The 21,440-nt window shown below is 41.7% G+C and carries 10 protein-coding genes; 8 read left to right on the plus strand and 2 right to left on the minus strand.

Features of this window, described 5'->3' with window-relative positions; all coding sequences use genetic code 11:
- Positions 1 to 219 precede the first annotated feature (219 nt).
- The 6 genes from NLP_RS04415 to NLP_RS04440 all read left to right on the plus strand — a co-directional run bounded on the left by NLP_RS04415 (position 220) and on the right by NLP_RS04440 (position 17,489).
- Positions 220 to 5,670, plus strand: a complete 5,451-nt coding sequence (locus tag NLP_RS04415; protein WP_104905322.1) for a type I polyketide synthase — start codon at positions 220 to 222, stop codon at positions 5,668 to 5,670.
- 248 nt (positions 5,671 to 5,918) lie between these two features.
- On the plus strand, positions 5,919 to 7,637 hold the full coding sequence (locus tag NLP_RS04420; RefSeq protein ID WP_104905323.1) for an SDR family NAD(P)-dependent oxidoreductase: 1,719 nt from the start codon (positions 5,919 to 5,921) through the stop codon (positions 7,635 to 7,637).
- A 221-nt stretch (positions 7,638 to 7,858) separates the two neighbouring features.
- Positions 7,859 to 12,607: a PfaB family protein gene (locus tag NLP_RS04425; RefSeq protein ID WP_104905324.1), complete on the plus strand. Its 4,749-nt coding sequence runs from the start codon at positions 7,859 to 7,861 to the stop codon at positions 12,605 to 12,607.
- A 207-nt stretch (positions 12,608 to 12,814) separates the two neighbouring features.
- On the plus strand, positions 12,815 to 14,491 hold the full coding sequence (locus NLP_RS04430) for a PfaD family polyunsaturated fatty acid/polyketide biosynthesis protein (protein WP_104905325.1): 1,677 nt from the start codon (positions 12,815 to 12,817) through the stop codon (positions 14,489 to 14,491).
- Between the two features lie 2 nt (positions 14,492 to 14,493).
- Positions 14,494 to 16,008 (plus strand): thioester reductase domain-containing protein, encoded by a 1,515-nt coding sequence (locus NLP_RS04435; protein ID WP_104905326.1) that lies wholly within the window; start codon positions 14,494 to 14,496, stop codon positions 16,006 to 16,008.
- 677 nt (positions 16,009 to 16,685) lie between these two features.
- Positions 16,686 to 17,489 carry an SDR family NAD(P)-dependent oxidoreductase gene (locus NLP_RS04440; protein WP_104905327.1) on the plus strand — a complete coding sequence of 268 codons (804 nt, stop codon included), beginning with the start codon at positions 16,686 to 16,688 and terminating at the stop codon, positions 17,487 to 17,489.
- A 76-nt stretch (positions 17,490 to 17,565) separates the two neighbouring features.
- Here NLP_RS04440 and hetI read toward each other — a convergent pair whose 3' ends face one another.
- Entirely contained in the window at positions 17,566 to 18,285 is a 720-nt protein-coding gene (hetI, locus tag NLP_RS04445; protein ID WP_104905328.1) for a 4'-phosphopantetheinyl transferase HetI, read from the minus strand.
- Between the two features lie 491 nt (positions 18,286 to 18,776).
- On the opposite strand from hetI, the gene NLP_RS34025 reads away from it, so the two are divergent.
- A complete protein-coding gene (locus NLP_RS34025; protein WP_199784761.1) occupies positions 18,777 to 18,944 on the plus strand; it encodes a hypothetical protein in 168 nt (55 codons plus the stop codon).
- Between the two features lie 94 nt (positions 18,945 to 19,038).
- On the opposite strand, the gene NLP_RS04450 is transcribed toward NLP_RS34025, so the two are convergent.
- A complete protein-coding gene (locus NLP_RS04450) occupies positions 19,039 to 20,100 on the minus strand; it encodes a YheT family hydrolase (RefSeq protein ID WP_104905329.1) in 1,062 nt (353 codons plus the stop codon).
- 162 nt (positions 20,101 to 20,262) lie between these two features.
- Between NLP_RS04450 and NLP_RS04455 the strand changes: the two genes are divergently transcribed.
- A complete protein-coding gene (locus NLP_RS04455; RefSeq protein ID WP_104905330.1) occupies positions 20,263 to 21,006 on the plus strand; it encodes a response regulator transcription factor in 744 nt (247 codons plus the stop codon).
- The last annotated feature ends 434 nt before the right edge of the window (positions 21,007 to 21,440 follow it).

Consider the following 21,440-nt stretch of genomic DNA (forward strand, 5'->3'; position numbering starts at 1 on the left):
TCTAGCGTTGTCTAACATTTTTTAGCGATCGCAGTGTGCCAAAATCGCCTATAAATCTAAGGCTTTGTCAGGGCAGTATGTGTCGTGTGGTGTCGATTTGGAGAAAAGCATTTAGCACAGATAGGATAGCTAGCTGCTTTACAAGATGAGAGATTTTCATTATTTAGTAGGCAACAGAAATTACTGTAGCTACACAATCCACAGTACTAACTATGCCCTATGTCTGCTTATTCAATTGATACTGCCTTAGCGGAGTTAGAGAGCCTTATCAATAATTGTGAAAAGGCTGTAATGAAGTCTATAGAGGAAAAAAACATGAAATCAGACAAATCAGATAAATCAATGTCAATCAACAAAATTAACAGACAATTACAACACAATCCTATCGCCATTGTTGGGATGGCTTCTCTATTGCCTCAAGCCAGAAATTTGCGGGAATACTGGCAAAATATAGTAAACAAAATTGACTGTATTACTGATATTCCTTCGACTCATTGGAATGTCGAAGATTATTACGATCCAAATCCGAGAACTACCGAAGATAAAACCTACTGTAAAAGAGGTGGATTTATTCCAGAGGTAGATTTTAACCCGATGGAATTCGGTATACCACCTAGCATTTTGGAAGTTACAGATGTATCGCAACTATTAAGTTTAGTGGTTGCGAAAGAAGCGATGGAAGATGCAGGTTATGGCGAAAAACGTGAGTTTAATCGCGAAATGGTTGGGGTAATCTTAGGTGTGGCGATGGCCAAGCAATTAGGAATGCCACTTTCAGCTAGGTTGGAATATCCGATTTGGGAAAAGGCACTTAAAAGCAGTGGTTTATCCGATGAAGATACGCAAAAAATTGTGGAGAAAATCAAAAGCGCTTATGTGAAGTGGGATGAGAACGCTTTCCCTGGAATGTTAGCTAACGTAGTCGCGGGTAGAATTGCCAATCGCCTAAATTTTGGCGGAATGAATTGCGTAGTTGATGCCGCTTGCGCTAGTTCCTTCGGTGCTTTAAAAATGGCAATTAGCGAACTAGTTGAGCATCGTTCTGACATGATGCTAACTGGTGGTGTTGATACTGATAACACCATCATGGCTTTCATATCCTTCAGCAAAACACCGGCTGTTTCTCCTAGTGAAAATGTCAAACCTTTCGATGCTAAATCTGATGGGATGATGCTGGGTGAAGGTATTGGGATGATTGTCCTCAAACGGTTAGAAGATGCCGAACGTGATGACGATAAAATCTATGCCGTAATTAAAGGTATTGGTACTTCCAGCGATGGGCGTTACAAGAGTATTTATGCTCCCCGCAAAGAAGGTCAAGTTAAAGCCTTAGAACGCGCTTATGAAGATGCCGGCTTCTCTCCCGCTACTGTTGGTTTGATGGAAGCACACGGCACCGGTACAATGGCTGGAGATCCGACAGAATTCGGTTCTTTAAAAGACTTCTTTGATGTGCATGATCACAAAAAGCAGCACATCGCTTTGGGTAGTGTGAAATCACAAATCGGACACACAAAAGCGGCTGCGGGTGCGGCGAGTTTGATTAAAACTGCTTTGGCGCTACATCACAAAGTATTACCGCCCACCATTAATATTACCGAGCCGAACCCCAAACTTAATATTAAAAATTCGTCATTCTATCTGAATACCGAAACCAGACCTTGGATTCGTCCAGAAGGGGAAGCGCCAAGACGTGCAGGTGTAAGTTCTTTCGGGTTTGGCGGCACTAACTATCACGTTGTTTTGGAAGAATATGAAGCCGACCAAAACCACGCCTACCGCTTACATAGTGGTGCTAGTGAAGTGCTGTTGTTTGCTCCCACAGTAGACCAATTGTTGAGCAAATCTGAAGAGATTTTAGCTAAGTTGCAATCGCCTGAAGCCAAAACGCACTATGCACAATTAGTCAATGAGTGCAAATCACAACAGATTCCCCTCTCTGCTGCCAGATTTGGATTTGTAGCTGAGAATATCGAAGAAGCTTGCAAGTTGCTACAAACTAGCATTGACTGGCTGAAACACAAAGGAACAGCAGCATCTTGGGAGCATCCCCAAGGGATTTATTACCGTGCTTCTGGTATGGAGTTGGGTGGAAAAGTTGTCTCTCTATTTTCTGGTCAAGGTTCGCAATACTTGGAGATGGGCCGGGAACTGGTGATGAATTTCCCTTTGATGCGTCGTCTTCATGGTTATATGGATAGCCTGTTGCTCAAAGATAATTTGCAGCCGTTGTCAGAGATAGTTTTTCCTCATCCTGTGTTTACAGAGGTAGAAAAAAATGTCCAAATAGCTGCCTTACAACGCACAGAATACGCTCAACCAGCCATCGGGGTGTTGAGTGCAGGGATGTACAGCATACTGCAACAAGCTGGGTTCAAGTCAGATTTTGTGGCGGGACATAGCTTTGGTGAACTGACAGCGCTTTGGGCTGCGGGGGTTTTGAGTACGGAAGATTACTTGTTCTTAGTGAAAGCTAGGGGTCAAGCAATGGCTGCACCCGAAGACCCAGATCATGATGCGGGAAGTATGCTGGCTGTCAAAGAAGATATCAGCAAAGTGGAAGCAGTGCTGAGACATTTTCCGCAAGTTGCGATCGCTAATCAAAATTCTCCAACTCAATTTGTCTTGGCTGGCCCTACCGGAGAAATAGTGAGAGTCAGAGAGGCTTTACACGAGAAAGGATATACAGCTGTATTGCTACCTGTTTCAGCAGCTTTCCATACACCGCTAATCGCCTTTGCTCAAAAATCCTTTGCGATCGCTACTAAGTCGGTCAAATTCCAAAGTCCCAAAATCCCTGTTTACAGCAACGTCACCAGTAAGCAGTATCCCAAGGAACCCCTAAATATTCAAAAAATCCTGGAAACGCACCTCTCCAACTCAGTGCTGTTTAAACAGGAAATTGAAAATATCTATGCAGATGGTGGTACTTGCTTTGTGGAATTTGGGCCGAGGAAAATTCTCACCAACTTGGTAAAAGATATCCTTGGCGATCGTCCTCATATCACTGTATCTTTGAACCCCAGCACTCAAAAGAATAGCGATCGCTCCTTGCGAGAAGCAGTTGTGCAGTTGCGGGTAATTGGTCTGGCTTTGAATAACTTAGATCCTTACCAACTTCCCCAAACTATCCCCCCAATTGAGACGAAGAAGACATTAAATGTCCGTTTAAACGGGATAAACTACAGATCCGAAAAAACGAAAAATGCCTTCGCTCTAGCTTTGCAGGATGGGCATAAAGTCACATTACCCACTCCTGAATATCCTGATGCGGCTCCTTTGTTTAGCAGCCCAGGTGTGACGCCAACTCTCGCTGCGATCGAGACTAACGGACATAAAAAATCCACCCCAGTAATGAACGGTGTGAGTTCTAATATCATCACCCAACCAGAGCAACAAATGAATCCTGTGACCCTTTCACAACCAGCCCAGGAATCTAAGATGCAACCAACGCCAGAAAAACTTACAAATTACCAACAACTTTTAGCAAGTTTAGAATACCTTCTGACACAGTTTCAGGAAAATCAATCTGAGAATCTACAAGTTCACGGTACTTATCTCAACCATCAAATGGAATACGCCAAAGCGTTTTTCCAACTGATGCAGCAGCAGAATTCCTTGTTGAGCGAAAGTAAATCAACAGCCGAAACTGCCAAGATGAAGCTTGTTGTCATGGAAAGCTTAGAGCGTAGCATGATGCAGTTTCATTCCCAACAAGGTGAAACCCTACGCATCCATGAGCAATATCTCCAAGAGCAGTTGGAATATACTAAAAACTTTTTCCAACTCATACAGCAAGAGTATTCTCAAATCATCTCTGGTGAGGGAGTAACCCAACTAACAGAGATAAGCAATGGGGTACGCTATCCGTTCACAGCAGAAACAACTGTTGCTGATGCACCGACCAAGATAGTAGAAAGTCAACCTTTACCTGTAGCCGAGCCTGTAGCTAAAAATGTTACCCAAGAACCTCTCGCGGCTGCTGTAGAGCCTGTAGTTGAAACTCCTGTATCCCCAATACAGACGCGATCAATCGCGTCTCTACCCACTCCCCACTTCGCCACTGTCGAGACAGTAGAACCTGTAGTCGCGCCACCTGTCCCAGTAGTAGAACCCCAAGCCGAGGTTGTAGTTAAAATTAGCTCACCTCCAGTCAACGAAGTTGTTGCATTCACCCCAGAACCAGCACCCACAACTGCTGCACCTGTATCTGGCGCAACCATCGACATTGTTGACTTGGATAAAAATCTCTTAGCCATCACCAGCGACAAGACCGGCTACCCAGTCGAGATGCTGGAAATGGATATGGATATGGAGGCTGATTTAGGGATTGACTCCATCAAACGGGTAGAAATCTTAGGGGCGCTACAGGAAATGTACCCCAACCTACCCAAGCCCAATTTAGAAGAACTCTCAGAAAAACGCACCATCGGTCAAGTTGTAGAGTATCTGCAATCCCATGCTTCCAAAAGTATTACTGTAGAAATTGCAATTCACGAAGTACAACAAGCAACCGAGATTCCAGTAGAGACTGCACCCGTAGTTGAGGTAGTCACTTCACCTGAGACAAGCGTAGTTGAGGTAGTCACTTCACCTGAACCAAGCCTAGTTGTCGCATTCACCCCAGAACCAGAACCCGCTACAAGTGATGAATTTGCCAACTTAGGTGAAACTCTGTTAGCCATCACCAGTGATAAAACTGGCTATCCAGTCGAGATGCTGGAACTGGAAATGGACATGGAAGCCGACTTAGGGATTGACTCAATTAAACGGGTAGAAATCTTAGGGGCGATGCAAGAAATGTACCCCAACTTACCTAAGCCCAATATCGAAGAACTCGGAGAACTCCGCACCATCGGTCAAATAGTCGATTACCTACAGCAGTTGGCTGGAGGTGAAAAAAAAAAGTCTGAACCTGAGTTTGTCCAACAGCAGCCACCGGAATTAGAGCATAATATCCAGCGCCATCCCGTCAAACTCAGAAGCCTACCACAGCCCGATTATTTGGATTTCACATTACCAGAGGGACACATCGGTTTAATCACCGATGATGGTTCCCTCACCACTTATAAATTAACCGAATCCCTAATCGAGAAAGGCTGGAAAGTAGTAGTTATCAGCTTCCCCCAATCGCTGATCGCCCAACAAGCGCCCTTACCCACAGGAGTAACCCGCGTCACCTTAGCAAACTTGAGTGAAGAACATCTTCAACAACAATTACAAGCGATCGCATCTCACTGCGGAGCGATTGGGGCCTTTATCCATCTGCATCCGATGTATGTAGGAAATCACACCGGAAGTATTTCCTATAACGAACAAGAAAAGGCGATCGTCAAGCACGTATTTTTGATGGCGAAACACCTTAAACCTTCTCTAAACGAAGTTGCAAAGCATGGACGTAGTTGTTTCTGCACAGTAGCTCACCTCGATGGAGCCTTTGGGTTAGAATACAAAGTCAACTTCGGTGCGATCGGCGCTGGTTTATTTGGATTAAGCAAAACTCTCAGATGGGAATGGCCAAAAGTTTTCACCCGTGCGATCGACCTAAGTCCCAGACTTGATGCTAAACAGTCAGTACAAAACATCATAGCCGAGCTTCACGACCCCAATCTTTATATCAGTGAAGTTGGATATAGCGCACAAGGACGAGTCACGATTATCGCTGATTAATTAGTTCTTTGATATAGCAGTCTTATTTGAGTTGTGAAAGTTACTGTTTTTAACGAACCGCGAAGGCGCGAAGGGCGCGAAGAAAGGAAATAAACAGAGAATCTCACAAATCTTTTAGGGCTGCTATGGTGCATTCTTCTTACTCCCTTCCTACTACAAAATTACCTATTTATCTTCCTTCGCGTTCTTCGCGTCTTCGCGGTTCGTATAACAAAAAACCCAATTTATGCAGGTATTTACGAGGATTTATGATACAAACATCTCCATCATCTGTCTTTGTCGTGAGCGGCGGTGCAAAAGGGATTACGGCTGAGTGTACTATCAGATTAGCACAGCAGCAACCCTGCAAATTCATCCTCCTCGGTCGCTCTGAACTATTAGAAACCGAGCCAGATTTTGCTCAAAACTCTGATGAATCCGCATTGAAAAAATGCATCATGGAAAATCTTCTTTCTCAAGGAGAGAAGCCCACACCCATGAATGTGCAAAAAATATATAACAAAATTACCTCCAGCCGCGAAATTAAAAAGACTCTAGCCGCAATTGAAAAAACCGGAGCTAAAGCAGAATATATCAGCGTCGATGTTACAGATACGCAGGCTTTACAAGAAAAACTTGCGGCTGCTGTACAACATCTCGGCCCAATTACCGGAATCATCCACGGCGCTGGAAATTTAGCCGATAAGTTAATTGAAAAGAAAACAGAAGATGATTTTGAAAAAGTTTACACTGCCAAAGTTCAGGGATTAGAAAACCTCCTGGCTTGTGTTAACCCTAATCAACTTCAGCATTTAGTTTTGTTTTCTTCAGTAACAGGCTTTTACGGAAATCCTGGACAATCTGATTATGCGATCGCTAATGAAATTCTGAACAAATCAGCCCATATATTTAAGCAAAGCTATCCTTCATGTCATGTAGTCGCTATCAACTGGGGTGCTTGGGATAGTGGGATGGTGACAGCAGAATTAAAGAAGATTTTTCAAGAGCGAAAAATTGAAATAATTCCGATTGCAGTTGGGGCACAAATGCTCGTTAAAGAAATGGATAATACCAATCATGCAACTGCACAAGTTGTTATTGGTAGCCCACTCGTTCCAATGGCGGCGGAGTTAGATTCAGAACTACGAACTTATCAAATTCGTCGCCAAATGACATTGGAGGCTAATCCATTTTTACACGATCATACTATTGCTGGTTCTCCGGTTTTACCCGCAACTTGTGCAATGACCTGGATTATCAATGCTTGTGAACAATTATATCCAGGTTATCGGTTGTTTTATTACCAAGATTTCAAAGTTTTAAAGGGAATTACTTTCAATGAGACATTAGCTAAGGAACATATTTTAGAAATAGAAGAAATTTCCAAAGTTAATCTTGAAAGAATCGAACTTAAAGCAAAAATATCGAGTAAAAATCCAGAAGGAAAAACCCATTTTCATTTTAGCGCTCAACTTAATCTTCAGCGTGAAATCCCAGATGCACCCATCTATGAATCTCTCAATCTCGAACAAGATAATATCATCACCACTACCGGAAAAGATTTTTACCAAAATGGTGGGGCTACATTATTTCACGGCCCCGGTTTTCAAGAAGTTAAAAGAGTTTTAAACATCAGTCCTGAAAAAATTACAACAGAATGTCTTTGGCCAGAACTCAGCGCCCAGCAACAAGGACAATTCCCTGTCCAATGGGTAAATCCTTATACAACTGACTTGAGTATGCACGCCTTATGGATTTGGACACAACACTTTCATGAAGAAGGTTGTTTACCTGGAAAAGTAGAAAAATTTGAACAGTTTAAAATGATCCCACATAACGAAACTTTTTACGTTTCTTGTGAAGTAATAGCTAAGACACCAAGTAGTGCGATCGCAAACTTTATCATACACGACCGCCAAGGAAAAATATACTCAAGAATGCTCGGCGCCCACGCCATCATTTGGTCAATGAAACTACTCCGAAGCTAATAACCTTCCTTTAACACTTAACACCTATAGCATTCCTAAAATCTCTGTGAAATTCTTTCTCTTCTTAGCGTCCTTTGCGCCCTTTGCGGTTCGTTAAAAAAACTAATTTTCACAACTCAAATAGGATTGCTATATCTTGCCACTTCAAAGTTTGGGGAACAGCGTAAATCCTGCCTTTTAATTATCTCTTGCTAAATACCCAAACTCGGAGCATATAAATCGTGGAAAAAATAGCGATCATCGGATTATCATGCCTATTCCCCGATGCTAAAAATCCTGAAGAATTCTGGCAAAATATTATTGCTCAAAAAGATTCGACATCCTCTGCAACAGTCGAAGAAATCGCAGTAGATCCGACAATCTTTCACAATCCAGTTAAAGGTACACCAGACAAAACTTATTCCCTCAAAGGCGGATACATCCGCAACTTCCAGTTTAATCCTTCTGAATACAATCTACCATCAGAATTTGTTGCTGGTTTAGATAACACCTTCAAATGGTCATTGTATGCCGCCAAACAAGCAATTGTACAAAGTGGTTATTGGGATAATCAAAATGTCCTGGCAAAATGCGGCGTAATTTTAGGTAATTTGTCATTCCCGACAAAATTATCTAATCAACTATTCTCTCCAATTTACCAGCAAGCTATTACTCCTGCTGTCAGAGAACTTTTGCAGTATGAAGACTTTGATTTAGCTGTCCCAGGTGTAACTAAAGCCTCTTTATACAATGCGATGATATCTGGTTTACCAGCATCTATCATTGCTCAAGCCTTCTCATTGTCCCAGATTAATTTATGTCTAGATGCTGCTTGTTCGTCATCATTTTATGCGATTAAACTAGCATCTCATTACTTATGGTCACACAAAGCTGATGTGATGTTAGCTGGAGCCATCAGTTGTGCAGATTCGCTATTCGTGCGGATGTTATTTTCCGGGGTTCAAGGGTATGCAGAAAACGGCATCAGTCGCCCCTTAGATAAATCTTCTAGAGGGTTAATTCCTGCCGATGGTGTTGGAATGGTGATGCTGAAGAGATATTCTGATGCCGTCAGAGATGGTGATAATATTCTCGCTACTATCTGCGGTAATGGACTCTCCAATGATGGCAAAGGTAAACACTTACTTAGCCCTAATCCTAAAGGACAAGTCTTAGCTTTTGAACGAGCCTATAATGAGGCAAACTTTAGTCCCAAAACCATCGATTATCTAGAGTGTCATGCCACTGGCACATTACTAGGAGATACAACCGAATTCAACTCTATAGAAACATTCTTTGGTCAAAATCAAGCTGTGCCTTTGGTAGGTTCTGCTAAGGCGAATACAGGTCACTTACTAACTGCTGCGGGTATGGTTGGCTTGACTAAGGTGATTTTGAGTATGTCTCATGGTGTAATTCCACCAACCATAAATGTTTCTGACCCTTTAACATCAGAAAAAAGTACAATTTCCGCCGATAAAATTGTTAGAACAGCTACAGCATGGCCTAATAATAACGCACCAATTAAACGGGCTGCTATTAGCGCTTTTGGTTTTGGCGGCACTAATTCTCATCTGATTTTAGAACAAGGAACTACTACACAACCAGTTGAATTAACAGCACCTCTTCCACCTGTGAAAGTCGCCATTGTCGGCATGGATGCCTTTTTTGGTAACTGTAATGGTTTAGATGCTTTTGAACGCAGTATTTACGATGGTACACAGCATTTTACTTCTCTACCGCCTCAAAGATGGCATGGGATAGAAAATCAAGAAAATGTCCTGAAAGAGTACGGTTTAACAGACGGGAAATCACCAGTTGGGGCATATATCAAAGATTTTGAAATCGATACTTTATCGTGCAAAATCCCACCAAATGAAATCGAAAAGTTAAACCCACAACAATTGTTACTCCTCAAGGTTAGCGATCGCGCCGTGAAAGATGCGAAACTACAGGAGGGTGGCAATGTAGCAGTTATTGTCGCTGCTGAGACAGAATTCTCTGTGCATCAGCTACAACAAAGATGGAATTTATCTTGGCAGGTTAAGGATGGCTTACTCGCCCAAGACATATCTTTACCTGCGGAACACCTTTCCCAACTGGAAACTATTGTTAAAGATAGCATTCACCAACCAGTAGAAATCGGCGAATATGTGAGTCACATCGCCAACATCATGGCGAGTCGGATTTCTGCTTTGTGGAATTTCACTGGCCCGGCATTCACCATCAGCGCTGGCGAAAATTCTGCCCTGAAAGCGTTGGAAGTGGCGCAAATGCTACTCGCTACGGGAGAAGTTGATGCAGTCGTTGTGGGTGCAGTGGATTTAGCTGGTGGTGTGGAAAATGTCTTGTTCCGCAACCAATTTGCAGCAATTAATACGGGTGTCAATACATTGAGTTTTGACCAACAAGCCAATGGCTGGATGGTTGGCGAAGGTGCGGGTGCTGTAGTCCTGAAGCGCTACGAAGCTGCTAAGGAAGACAATGAACGCATCTATGCAGTAATTGATGCCATGAGTTTCGCACAAGGTAATTCTACTGTGAGTAACGCTCTGGTAAAACCTGATGCCTCAGCTATCAGTAATGTCTGCAAACAAGCTTTCCAAATTGCAGATATTCAACCCACAGATATTAATTATGTGGAAGTGTTCGGTAGTGGCATTCCCCAGGAGGATGAAGCGGAAATCACAGGTTTACTGCAAGCTTATCCGAAAGTGGGCAATGGTCTGCACTGTGCATTGGGCAGCGTCAAAGCCAATATCGGCCACACCTATACAGCATCAGGAATTGCTAGCTTAATCAAAACTGCTCTCTGTCTTTATTACAGGTATATTCCTGCGACACCCAAATGGTCTGGTGTCAAAACACCGCAAGTATGGTCAGGTAGCCCTTTCTATGTGGCAATGGAATCAAGACCTTGGTTTGTCGATAAAGGCGGTACACGCAGAATAGCAGCAATTAATAGCATGGGTATAGATGGGAGTTACGCCCATTTAATCTTATCGGAAGAACCCAGCCAAGAGGAGCGCGACAACAGATATTTGCAACAAATGCCTTTTCATTTGTTTCCAATCGCAGTTAGCGATCGCTCCACTATCCCCGATCTTCTCAACAATCTCCAAAATACCATAGAAGCTAGTTCTTCTTTATCAGCTACCGCCAGCGAGACATTCGCTACTTTTCAACAGCATTCTAATCCAAAATACGTCTTATCAATCGCAGGACGTAACACAAAAGATTTACTCAAAGAAATTGAATCTGCCCGCAAAGGTATAAATAATGCTTTTGAGAAAGGGACAGATTGGCAAACACCACTAGGTAGTTATTTCACAGCGAAACCATTGGGTAAAACCGGAGCAGTTGCTTACGTTTACCCCGCAGCAGTCAATTCTTATATTGGCATTGGTCGCAGTGTATTCCGTTTATTCCCGAAAGTATTCGAGGACTTAAAAAGCAACAACCTCTACAACCGGGCTGCCGATGTTGAAAAGTTGGTTTATCCCAGAAGTTTAGCTAAATTGACAACTAGGCAACTAGAAACTCTTGAAAAGCAATTGTTAGATGATTCACTGGCAATGTTTGAAAGTGAAATCGCCTTTGCTAGATACATGACGGCAATTTTTCGAGATGATTTTCAAGTCAAGCCGCAATGCGTTTTTGGGTATAGCTTGGGTGAAACTAGCATGATGGTTGCCCAGGGAGTTTGGAGTAATTTTGAGGGTGGAAGTAACACCTTAAACTCATCACCTCTATTTGGTGATAAGTTATCTGGTCCGAAAAATGCTGTGCGTGAATATTGGGGATTAACAGATTCACCAAACAACAATTTTTGGAATACCTATGTTCTCATGGCTACTCCATCCCAAATTAGAGAATGCCTCAAGCATGAGAATCGCGTCTACTTAACTCAAATCAACACACCGGAAGAAGTATTAATTGCTGGTGATGATGCAGCCTGTAAGCGAGTGATTCAAACTTTAGGTTGCAACGCTTTCCCCGCCCCCTTCGACCATGTGATACATTGTGAAGCGATGCGATCGCAATTCGAGGAAATCAAGAAGGTAAACACGTTACCATCGCAAACTCTTCCCGGTATTGTATTTTATTCTGCCGCAGATTATCAACCAGTTGCACTTGAAAGTGATGCCATTGCTCACAACATTGCCAAAGGATTGTGCCAAGAACTAGATTTTCCGCAATTAGTTAACCGTGTCTACGGTGATGGAGTCCGAATATTTTTAGAAGCAGGTGCAGGTAGTGTCTGTTCACGATGGATTAATAAAATCCTCGGCGACAAAGAACATATCACAGTCTCTCTAAATCGTAGAGGGATGGATGACCATGCTTCAATGGTTAAAGCATTAGCAAAACTACTCAGTCATCAGGTGAATGTGGATTTATCACCGTTGTACAGCAAAGCCCAAGAAACTGTTAATTCAAAGAAAGCAACATTAAGAACAGTTACCTTGGGTGGAAAAGCGATCGCTGCTACAATTTTGAGCGACGAAAATCGTAAACTTGTGGAAGATTTCGCTGCGGATCTTAGGAGCGATCGCTTCAAAAAACAGCATTTAAATATACCTGATGTCCAACAATCTGAAATCACAGATTCTCTTAATACTTCCAACCAAATCACCCAAGAAGAAAATTACTCCTCTAACATATTGCCTCAGCCAGAAGAAGTAAAACCGAAAAATATCATTGATAACGTTTTTGAAACGAAAGAACAATTACAATCTTCTGAGTCAAGCGCAATTAGACAGCAAGTTCTTCTTTCTTCGCCACCTGTCATCACTCAAAAAATTAGTAGCATCATCAGCATGTTCGATTTAAATAAGACACAGTATCAAAAACTTAATGCTAATAATTCAAAGATAACTAAAGCGCACACTGCCTTCTTACAAGCTAGACAAGATTACAGTCAACAAATGAGCGAAATCATTCAATTACAACTAGCTTGCGCCCAAAACTTGCTTAACGAAGAATCTTAATATCTCATACCAATTCTCTCTCAACTTGCACCGCCTAATTCTTAACTTATCTCTTCCTTGGCGCCCTTCGCGTCTTTCTCTAACGAGACGCTGCGCGAGTGCAGTTCGTTTAAAAATTATTACGTGCATCTTCATAGAGAATTGGTATGAAAATATAGACTCCTTCAACTTTATCATCCATTGCTTGTAATCCGAGGGATAACTGCCGTGACAACCGTAGATACGGTACTAAGTAAACACGATAATGGCCTTAATTTCTCTGCTTGGTCTTATAACAAAAACCAGGTTTGGAAAGGTTCTTTAGAAACAGTATCTTTTGAGAAACAAACCATCAAAGATAAATTGATGGTGTTAAATAAACCCTGCTACATCGTGAAAGTTGCCGGAAAAATCGGTGTCACTAATGAGGGGTATTTATCCCCTGGTGATAATGGCACAACAGCACAAGTAGAACTCTTAACATTTGCAGCCCCAATCCACATTCAACAATTTGGAGATCCCAATTTTATCTCCTCTCATGGAGTAAAATATGCTTATGTTACTGGCGCAATGGCTGGTGGAATTGCTTCCGAAGAAATGGTCATTGCACTAGGAAAAGAGCAAATTTTAAGTTCTTTTGGTGCAGGTGGTTTAACTCCAGAACGTTTGGAAGCAGCCATAAATCGCATTCAACAAGCTTTACCTCAAGGGCCTTATGCCTTTAATTTAATCCACAGTCCTAATGAACCTGCGATTGAACGCCGGTCTGTAGATTTATACCTCAAATATCAAGTGAGAACAGTAGAAGCATCTGCATTTCTCGACTTGACCCCCAACATTGTTTATTATCGTGTTGCTGGATTGGGGTTAAATAACGCCAATCAAATTGAAATCAAAAATAAAGTCATTGCCAAAATTTCTCGCCGAGAAGTTGCGACTAAATTTCTGCAACCAGCACCAGCCAGAATACTCAAAGAACTTCTTGAGCAAGGGTTAATTACCGAGTTACAAGCAACCCTTGCAGCCAAAGTTCCAATGGCTGATGATATTACCGTCGAGGCTGATTCTGGGGGTCATACAGATAACCGTCCCTTGGTTTGTTTGCTGCCTTCTCTTATTGCCTTGCGGGATGAAATTCAAGCGCAATATCATTACCAAACACCCATTAGAATCGGTGTAGCAGGGGGAATTGGTACACCTCAATCAGCATTAGCAGCTTTTATGATGGGTGCTGCTTATGTAATGACCGGTTCCATTAATCAATCATGCGTTGAATCTGGGGCTTGTGAACATACCAAAAAGTTATTATCCCAAGCAGAAATGGCTGATATGATTATGGCCCCAGCAGCAGATATGTTTGAAATGGGAGTCAAATTACAAGTTCTCAAACGGGGTACAATGTTCCCGATGCGAGCGCAGAAGTTATTTGAACTCTACCGCGCTTATGATTCCATTGAAGAGATTCCTTTGGCAGAAAGAGAGAAATTAGAAAAACAAGTTTTTCGCAAAACTATTGCTGAAGTATGGGAAGGAACTGCGGCTTATTTGTCCCAAAAGAATCCTGAGAAACTTGGGAAAGCAGTTAATAATCCTAAACTGAAAATGGCGTTGATTTTCCGATGGTATCTAGGATTATCTTCTCGTTGGTCTAGTTCTGGTGAAAAAGGTAGAGAAGTAGATTATCAAATTTGGTGTGGCCCGGCAATGGGCGGTTTCAATGACTGGGTACGCGGTTCCTACCTGTCTGAACCAAATAATCGTGGTGTAGTTGATGTTGCTAATCAAATTATGACTGGTGCAGCCTTTTTGTATCGTGTCCAAAATTTGAAAATTCAAGGACTGCAAACTTCCGATTATTACAGTCAGTATCACCCTGTTCGTTCTACATCATTGTTGGAGATTTAAAAATGACTATAAAACAGTCTTTCACAGCAGACGATATTCAAGTATTTTTGGTATCTAACCTAGCTAAGTTGCTAGAAGTACCAACTGATGAAATAGATGTCAAAGAACATTTAGAAAACTATGGGTTGGATTCAGCCCAAGCAATGATTCTAGTAAGTAACTTAGAAAAGTTGCTAGGATTTCAACCATCTCCATTGCTTCTGTGGCATTACCCAAATATTGAAGCTCTTTCACAGCGTTTAGCTGAAGAAGTGCAAGAAGGTTCACCAGTTCAAGATACAAGGGTGACATCCTCTAATGCCAACACTGCACCCTCTGTTTTAGATTTAAGTGCCGAGGCTGTTCTTGACCCTACCATTCATCCTGGTGCTGCATCTAACGTACTTGTGGGTGAACCCAAGAATATCTTTTTAACTGGAGGAACAGGCTTTTTAGGAGCCTTTATCATCCGGGAATTGCTTCAGAAAACTAATGCGGATATCTATTGCTTAGTACGTGCTGCTAATGCCGAAGAAGGCAAAAGCAAACTGCAAAATAATCTGCAACAATATGCAATTTGGCAGGAAGAATTTAACTCCAGAATTATTCCGATTGTCGGCGATTTATCTCAGCCCTTATTAGGTGTTGGCTCTGAACAGTTTCAAATTTTAGCTACCAATATTGATACTATTTATCATAGTGGAGCTTTGTTGAATTATGTTTTTCCTTACTCAGCACTGAAGGCAGCCAATGTTTTAGGAACGCAGGAAGTTTTGAGATTGGCTTGTCAAATTCAAGTCAAGCCTGTACATTACGTTTCTAGTGTGGCTGTTTTTGAATCTACTGCTTATGCTGGCAAGGTTGTCAAAGAACAGGATGAATTCAATCATTGGGAAGGTATTTATCTTGGTTACTCCCAAACTAAATGGGTAGCTGAAAAGTTAGTCAAAATTGCTCGTGACCGCGGACTTCCTGTAACTATCCATAGACCTCCACTGATTTCAGGTGATAGCAAAACAGGTATTTGTAACACACATGACTTTATCAATCTGATGACCAAGGGCTGTCTACAAATGGGATATTTCCCTGATGTAGATTATATGTTGGATATGTCTCCTGTGGACTATGTAAGTAAAGCGATTGTTTATCTATCACAGCAAAAAGAATCCATAGGCAAAGCTTTCAATTTACAACATCCCCAACCTGCTGCTTTGAAAATGCTAGTTGAGTGGATACGCTCATTTGGTTATTCTGTTGAGATGATTCCCTATGAGAAATGGCAATCAGAGTTAATTAATAATGTGACTTCTGTGGATAATCCTTTGTACACCTTGCGACCCTTTTTACTAGAACGTTGGTCTGATGAACAACTGACTATTCCTGATTTGTACTTACAAGCTAGAAGACCCCATATTAGCTGTCAAGATACTCTTCATGCATTGGCAGGCAGTTCTATTGCTTGCCCTCCGATTGACTCTCAATTGTTTATGACCTATACTGCTTATTTGATTCAAACTGGTTTCTTAAATATCGCTTAGGCATTCATAGCTTGTGTAGGATGTTTAAAAAGTGTTTTGCTGTGATTTTAGGCATTTAGAGATCCCCCATAACCCCCCTTAAAAAGAGGGTAACTGGAGTCAAAGTCCCCCTTTTTTAGGGGGATTTAGGAGGATCTCTAAGCTTAGGAACGTAATTCGCTATTTTAGATACTCTTGGTGCGTTACAGAAGCCGTAACACACCCTACAAAATAATTTTGTTTAGTCAATTTTTTCAAACCCAGTACTACTGAATAGCTAATATTTCAAATGCCAGCAACAACTGATACACCAACAGAGGCAAGATAATTGCCCTGTTTTTTTATGCTCAATAAGGTAAATTTTTAGTATCTACCTCTTGACAGAAGTAATCGAGGATAGAATGGTTAGTGTCGGGCACAAAAGTTTGATTTTACCTGCTAGCTTTTGATTACTTACAAAAATCAGCGCTAGGAGTTTGAAATAACCGAACTTCTTAAATGCTCAACTTCTTCGATGCATAAATCCTAAATTTGCGTTTGGATTGCTACATCTATCTAACGCATCACACAAGCATTTGAAAGGGTAATAACTTAAGACGTTTATCGTTGGTTCAGGTATTACGCGCACTTAATTGTAGAACGAGAACCACTGTAAATGCAACGCAGCTTCATCAAGTTGAATTCACCAATATTCCTATATGAACACAACACATCAAGGTCGGAGTAAAAAAACTGCTCTTATTACAGGGGCAGCTGGTGGAATTGGATACGAATTAGCATGTCTTTTTGCTGCTCATGATTACAATCTGGTCTTAGTAGACAGAAATGGGTTAAAGCTTGTAGAAATTGCAGCTAAATTCCAAGAAAAATTTGGAAATTTTGTCAAAACTATTGTTAAGGATCTATCAATATCAACAGCTCCTGAAGAAATTTTCACAGAGTTGCAAAAAGCCGATATTAATGTTGACGTGCTGGTAAATAATGCTGGATTTGGTATCTATGGATTATTTCACGAAACAGACCTAGCTACTGAATTGGAAATGCTACAGGTAAATTTGGTGTGTCTCACCCATTTAACCAAGCTATTCGTAAAGGGCATGGTAAAGCAAGGTAATGGCAAAATATTAAACGTCGCTTCGGCTGCTGCCTTTCAACCTGGGCCTTTGATGGCGGTTTATTTTGCGACTAAAGCCTATATCTTATCTTTTTCAGAAGCGATCGCTAATGAATTAGAAGGTACAGGTGTCACTGTGACAGTTCTTTGCCCAGGCTCAACTGCATCTGGCTTTCATGAAAGAACGGGAATGGCTGACTCTAAGTTGCTCAAGGGTAAGAGGATGATGGATGCACAAACAGTAGCCGAAATTGGTTTTCACGCCTTAATGAAGGGCAAAACCATTGCGATTCCTGGCTTTATGAATAAATTACTTGCAAAAAGTGTCAGATTTGTACCCAGAAAGCTGGTAACAAAAATTGTACGAAATATGCAGGAAGATAAGTAAGCTGGTTGTCATTTGTCATTTGTCATTTGTCCACAAAATCTCTCTTGTTTTACCCAGGAAATGAGCTTAATCAACATTAATATTGCCAGCATTTTAAGTCCCAGCCAAAATCCGCCACTGCAACAGCAGCAACATAATTGTTAGCAGGTACTAGTTCAAAAAGACTCCAGTCTTCAGTTATCTGTAACTTGGCTGGTTCTGTGAGAGTCAGGGATACTTCAACTTGCTCTAACTGGGATAGTCCGTCTCCAGTTGCCTTTAAATAAGCTTCCTTACAAGTCCAGTAACGGAAAAATACCTCCTGCTGTTGGTTGGGAGATAGCGATCGCAACATCTCATATTCTCTCGGTAAAAAGAACCGTTTGGCAAGAGCTTCTAAATCAGACATCGGGCGAATATATTCTAGGTCTACACCAATTTGACGAGTGCAATTCACCGCACACAAACCCAAACCTTGGGAATGAGATAAGTTAAACGCCAGTCCACTATCAGCAAATGCATCTGCTAATACTGGTTTGCCACGCTGTTGATAATTAAACTTTACTTGTGATGGCTTGATATCCAAATAGCGACCTAATATAGTTCGCAAAATACCACGACCAGCAATGAAACGCTGTCGATGTTCCTGAAAATAGAACCGTTCAGCACGAGCCGTTTCGTCACTGGAAAGAGTTGCTGCTAAATTTTGCAGTTGTGTTTCCGGTTGCTCAAGGTCTATGTGCCAGACATGAATCTCATCCGGTAGCAAAGTTAAATCCGTCGGTGCAGGTAGCCAAATATCATTAGAAGCGGTCATTGAGTCAAAAAGTCAAAGTTGTACTTTAATAGTTTGTTTAATTACGACGATTATTATGGGTGGATCTGGTTTGAGGCTTTAGCATTACTATATACAACTGCGCGTGTTTTTCCTAGAATCTGTCATAGGTGTTGTTAGATATTAAGTCTAGTTGTAAACATGAATACAGGTAGCCGCAATTGCTTTTGCTGGCTAAATATTATAATTTATTACTCTAGATGTATACTCCTCAACTCCACGTTAAATCCCCTGAGAGAGAATACTTTAAAACTCTTGACAGAGAATCGCAAATTTTATTTTGGCTACAACATTAGCTATTACAGCATTACTCAAAGGAACTACGACCAATGTCTGCAAGTGTTCTGAAGTAGATATCTCTTCAGTAGTAAATAGTTTTTCTCCGAAAGTGTTAAATCTGGAACAAAAAAACCTTGCCAAAGCTTGTTAAAAACCTATTACAACTACTTTTTTGTAGAACATAGTGAGGATGAATGATTATTAATTTGGAGTACTTTGCCTTCTTTATACTGCTACTAGCGGCGCTGCTACTAGCAATTAGGCAAATGAGCGTTGCTTTGGATGAGTTAGATATTGAGCGCTTTACTCTCTGGACAGGTATTGCTTCTGTTATTGCTGGTTTACCAATAATATTGTGGTAGCTTCTGGGTCAATGCCATCCTCTCTATTTTGGGCTTTTAAGCAATACGACTCCATTCGTCGAGTATCCTAGCAACTAGAATATTTTCTCGCCTATTATTTTCTTTGTTGCTCCAACCATTCTAAAACCCGATTCCATGCCCACCAAGGATCGGAATCTTGTACCTGACGCTGGCACTCTTTACTGCTTAAATACCCAACATGACCGCCGTATTGAGTGAGGAACAAATCTATTGCCGGATTGCGATCGCAGGCATCTTGCAATTCCGGTATAATGGCTGGGTCAAAAAGTGGGTCATCAGCAGCATATAGAATCAAAGTCGGTTTCGAGATTTGTGGCAATACTTGTAAAGCACTACTAGCTTGGTAATATGCTTCCACAGAAGGAAAACCTAGTTGCTTAATTACCAATTCATTATCAAAACCCCAAATGCTGTTCGCCCGTTCAATCGCTTCTGGATTAAGGCTTCCAGGGTGGGCATCATGGATTCGCCACGCTAGTTTTTTTAAATTTTGGGCAATCCCTGCTTCCAAATATCTGCCAAAGGGTTTTGTTACCAGATAAGATAGCGATCGCTCAGAATCTAAACTGGGACAAATCACCATACCACCACCAATATCGCTATCTTCTAGCCCTAAATCTCCATGCTCTCTAATCACTTCACCAGAGACTTTCAGCGCCCATAGCGCCAATTGCCCTCCTAAAGAAAATCCTGTAAACCAGAATTTTCCCGGACATCCCATTGCCTTAGCAGCAGCGGCAATGCGAACATAATCTTCCCCCTCATACAATCCATCAGAAGTCAGAGTTGGCGACAAGTCGGCGGTTTTACCGTGGGCACGCCAATCAAATAACACTACAGCGTACCCTTGAGCGTAGGCTTTACGTCCTAGCACCCTCAAAGACCATTCCGTCTTTAACTCTCCAGTAATGCCATAAGTACCAATAATTGTGCTATGAGCATTTTCAGGAATGGCAACCAAGCCAAAAATTGGCACACCTTGCCCACCTATAAAGATTTTTTCGTGATAAGACGGTTCTGGGTTTTGATTAGTACTTTCCCAGTAACGGCTTCCCCACAAAGCGGTGTATATAGTCATCATTACACCATTTTGTAAAAACCAAGACGGATTGTAGGGGGGAGTATAACAGATCATAGACTATAAGATTTCGTTTAGTTGAGTTGAGTCTTGATTTCACAGTCATTTAATCTTAATATTTATGTAAGATTTAAAATCTTTTTTAGAATCGATTCAAAAATCTTTGTATCTATCAAAGGTTGTTAATTATCCTTAATAAGTAGTAATAATTTTTTAAGAATGCCGAGGATTCTTGTCATAGACGATGACCCAGCGATTTCAGAACTAGTTGCCGTCAACTTGGAAATGGCTGGCTACGATGTTAGTCAAGCTGAAGACGGCATCAAAGGTCAAGCGCTGGCTCTCCAGCTACAACCAGACTTGATCATGCTCGATTTAATGTTGCCCAGGGTAGATGGGTTTACTGTTTGCCAACGTCTGCGGCGCGACGATCGCACCTCTGAGATTCCGGTGTTAATGTTGACGGCTTTGAGCCAAACTCAGGATAAGGTGGAAGGCTTCAATGCTGGCGCAGATGACTACCTCACCAAACCTTTTGAAGTTGAAGAACTGCTGGCGCGGGTGCGGGCACTTTTGCGGCGTACTGACCGGATTCCCCAAGCTGCAAAGCATAGTGAGATTCTCAACTATGGCTCATTAACCCTCGTTCCCGAAAGATTTGAGGCAATATGGTTCAACGAGACGGTGAAATTGACTCACTTGGAATTTGAGCTACTTCACTGCTTGCTGCAACGCCACGGTCAAACAGTTTCTCCCAGCGAAATCCTCAGAGAAGTTTGGGGCTACGATCCTGATGATGACATAGAAACGATTCGAGTCCATATTCGCCACTTAAGAACCAAGCTAGAACCAGATCCCCGCCACCCCCGCTATATCAAGACAGTATATGGTGCTGGATACTGTCTTGAATTACCCGGTATCCCTCCATCAAACGAAGGGGCTTCGGTAACAGTCGTTGAATGAAATCACGCTAAATTAACCTTAAACTTTGCCATCACTTAGGCAATAACTCTCAGAAACTATTATTCCTTACCGTTTTGTTAAGGTTATTGGTGAGATTTTCCGATAGTAGAGATGTTCCAATGCAACGCCTCTACTATCGGGAAATTATTTTATCCCAAGGGTATTGGTCTAAAATAATAAGCAATGAGAGAATAGGACTTTGGGATAGCAATATAGTAAGCGATCGCAGCCGCGCAGGTAGGCGATCGTCAATTTATCGTACAGTTAAGACCAAAGATAGGGCAGCAAATTCTTTGTGTCTGCATTCATAGAGCGTAGACGCAGCTTATCATAGACATAGCCTCACCTATCCGTCCACTGCTCAATGGGATTAAAGCTTGGAATCTTTATCTGTCATGGCTTTTTGCTTTTCTTTGTGCCATTCGACACAGAGC

Origin of the sequence: Nostoc sp. 'Lobaria pulmonaria (5183) cyanobiont', assembly GCF_002949795.1 — a bacterium.
In the GTDB taxonomy this organism is placed as follows: domain Bacteria; phylum Cyanobacteriota; class Cyanobacteriia; order Cyanobacteriales; family Nostocaceae; genus Nostoc.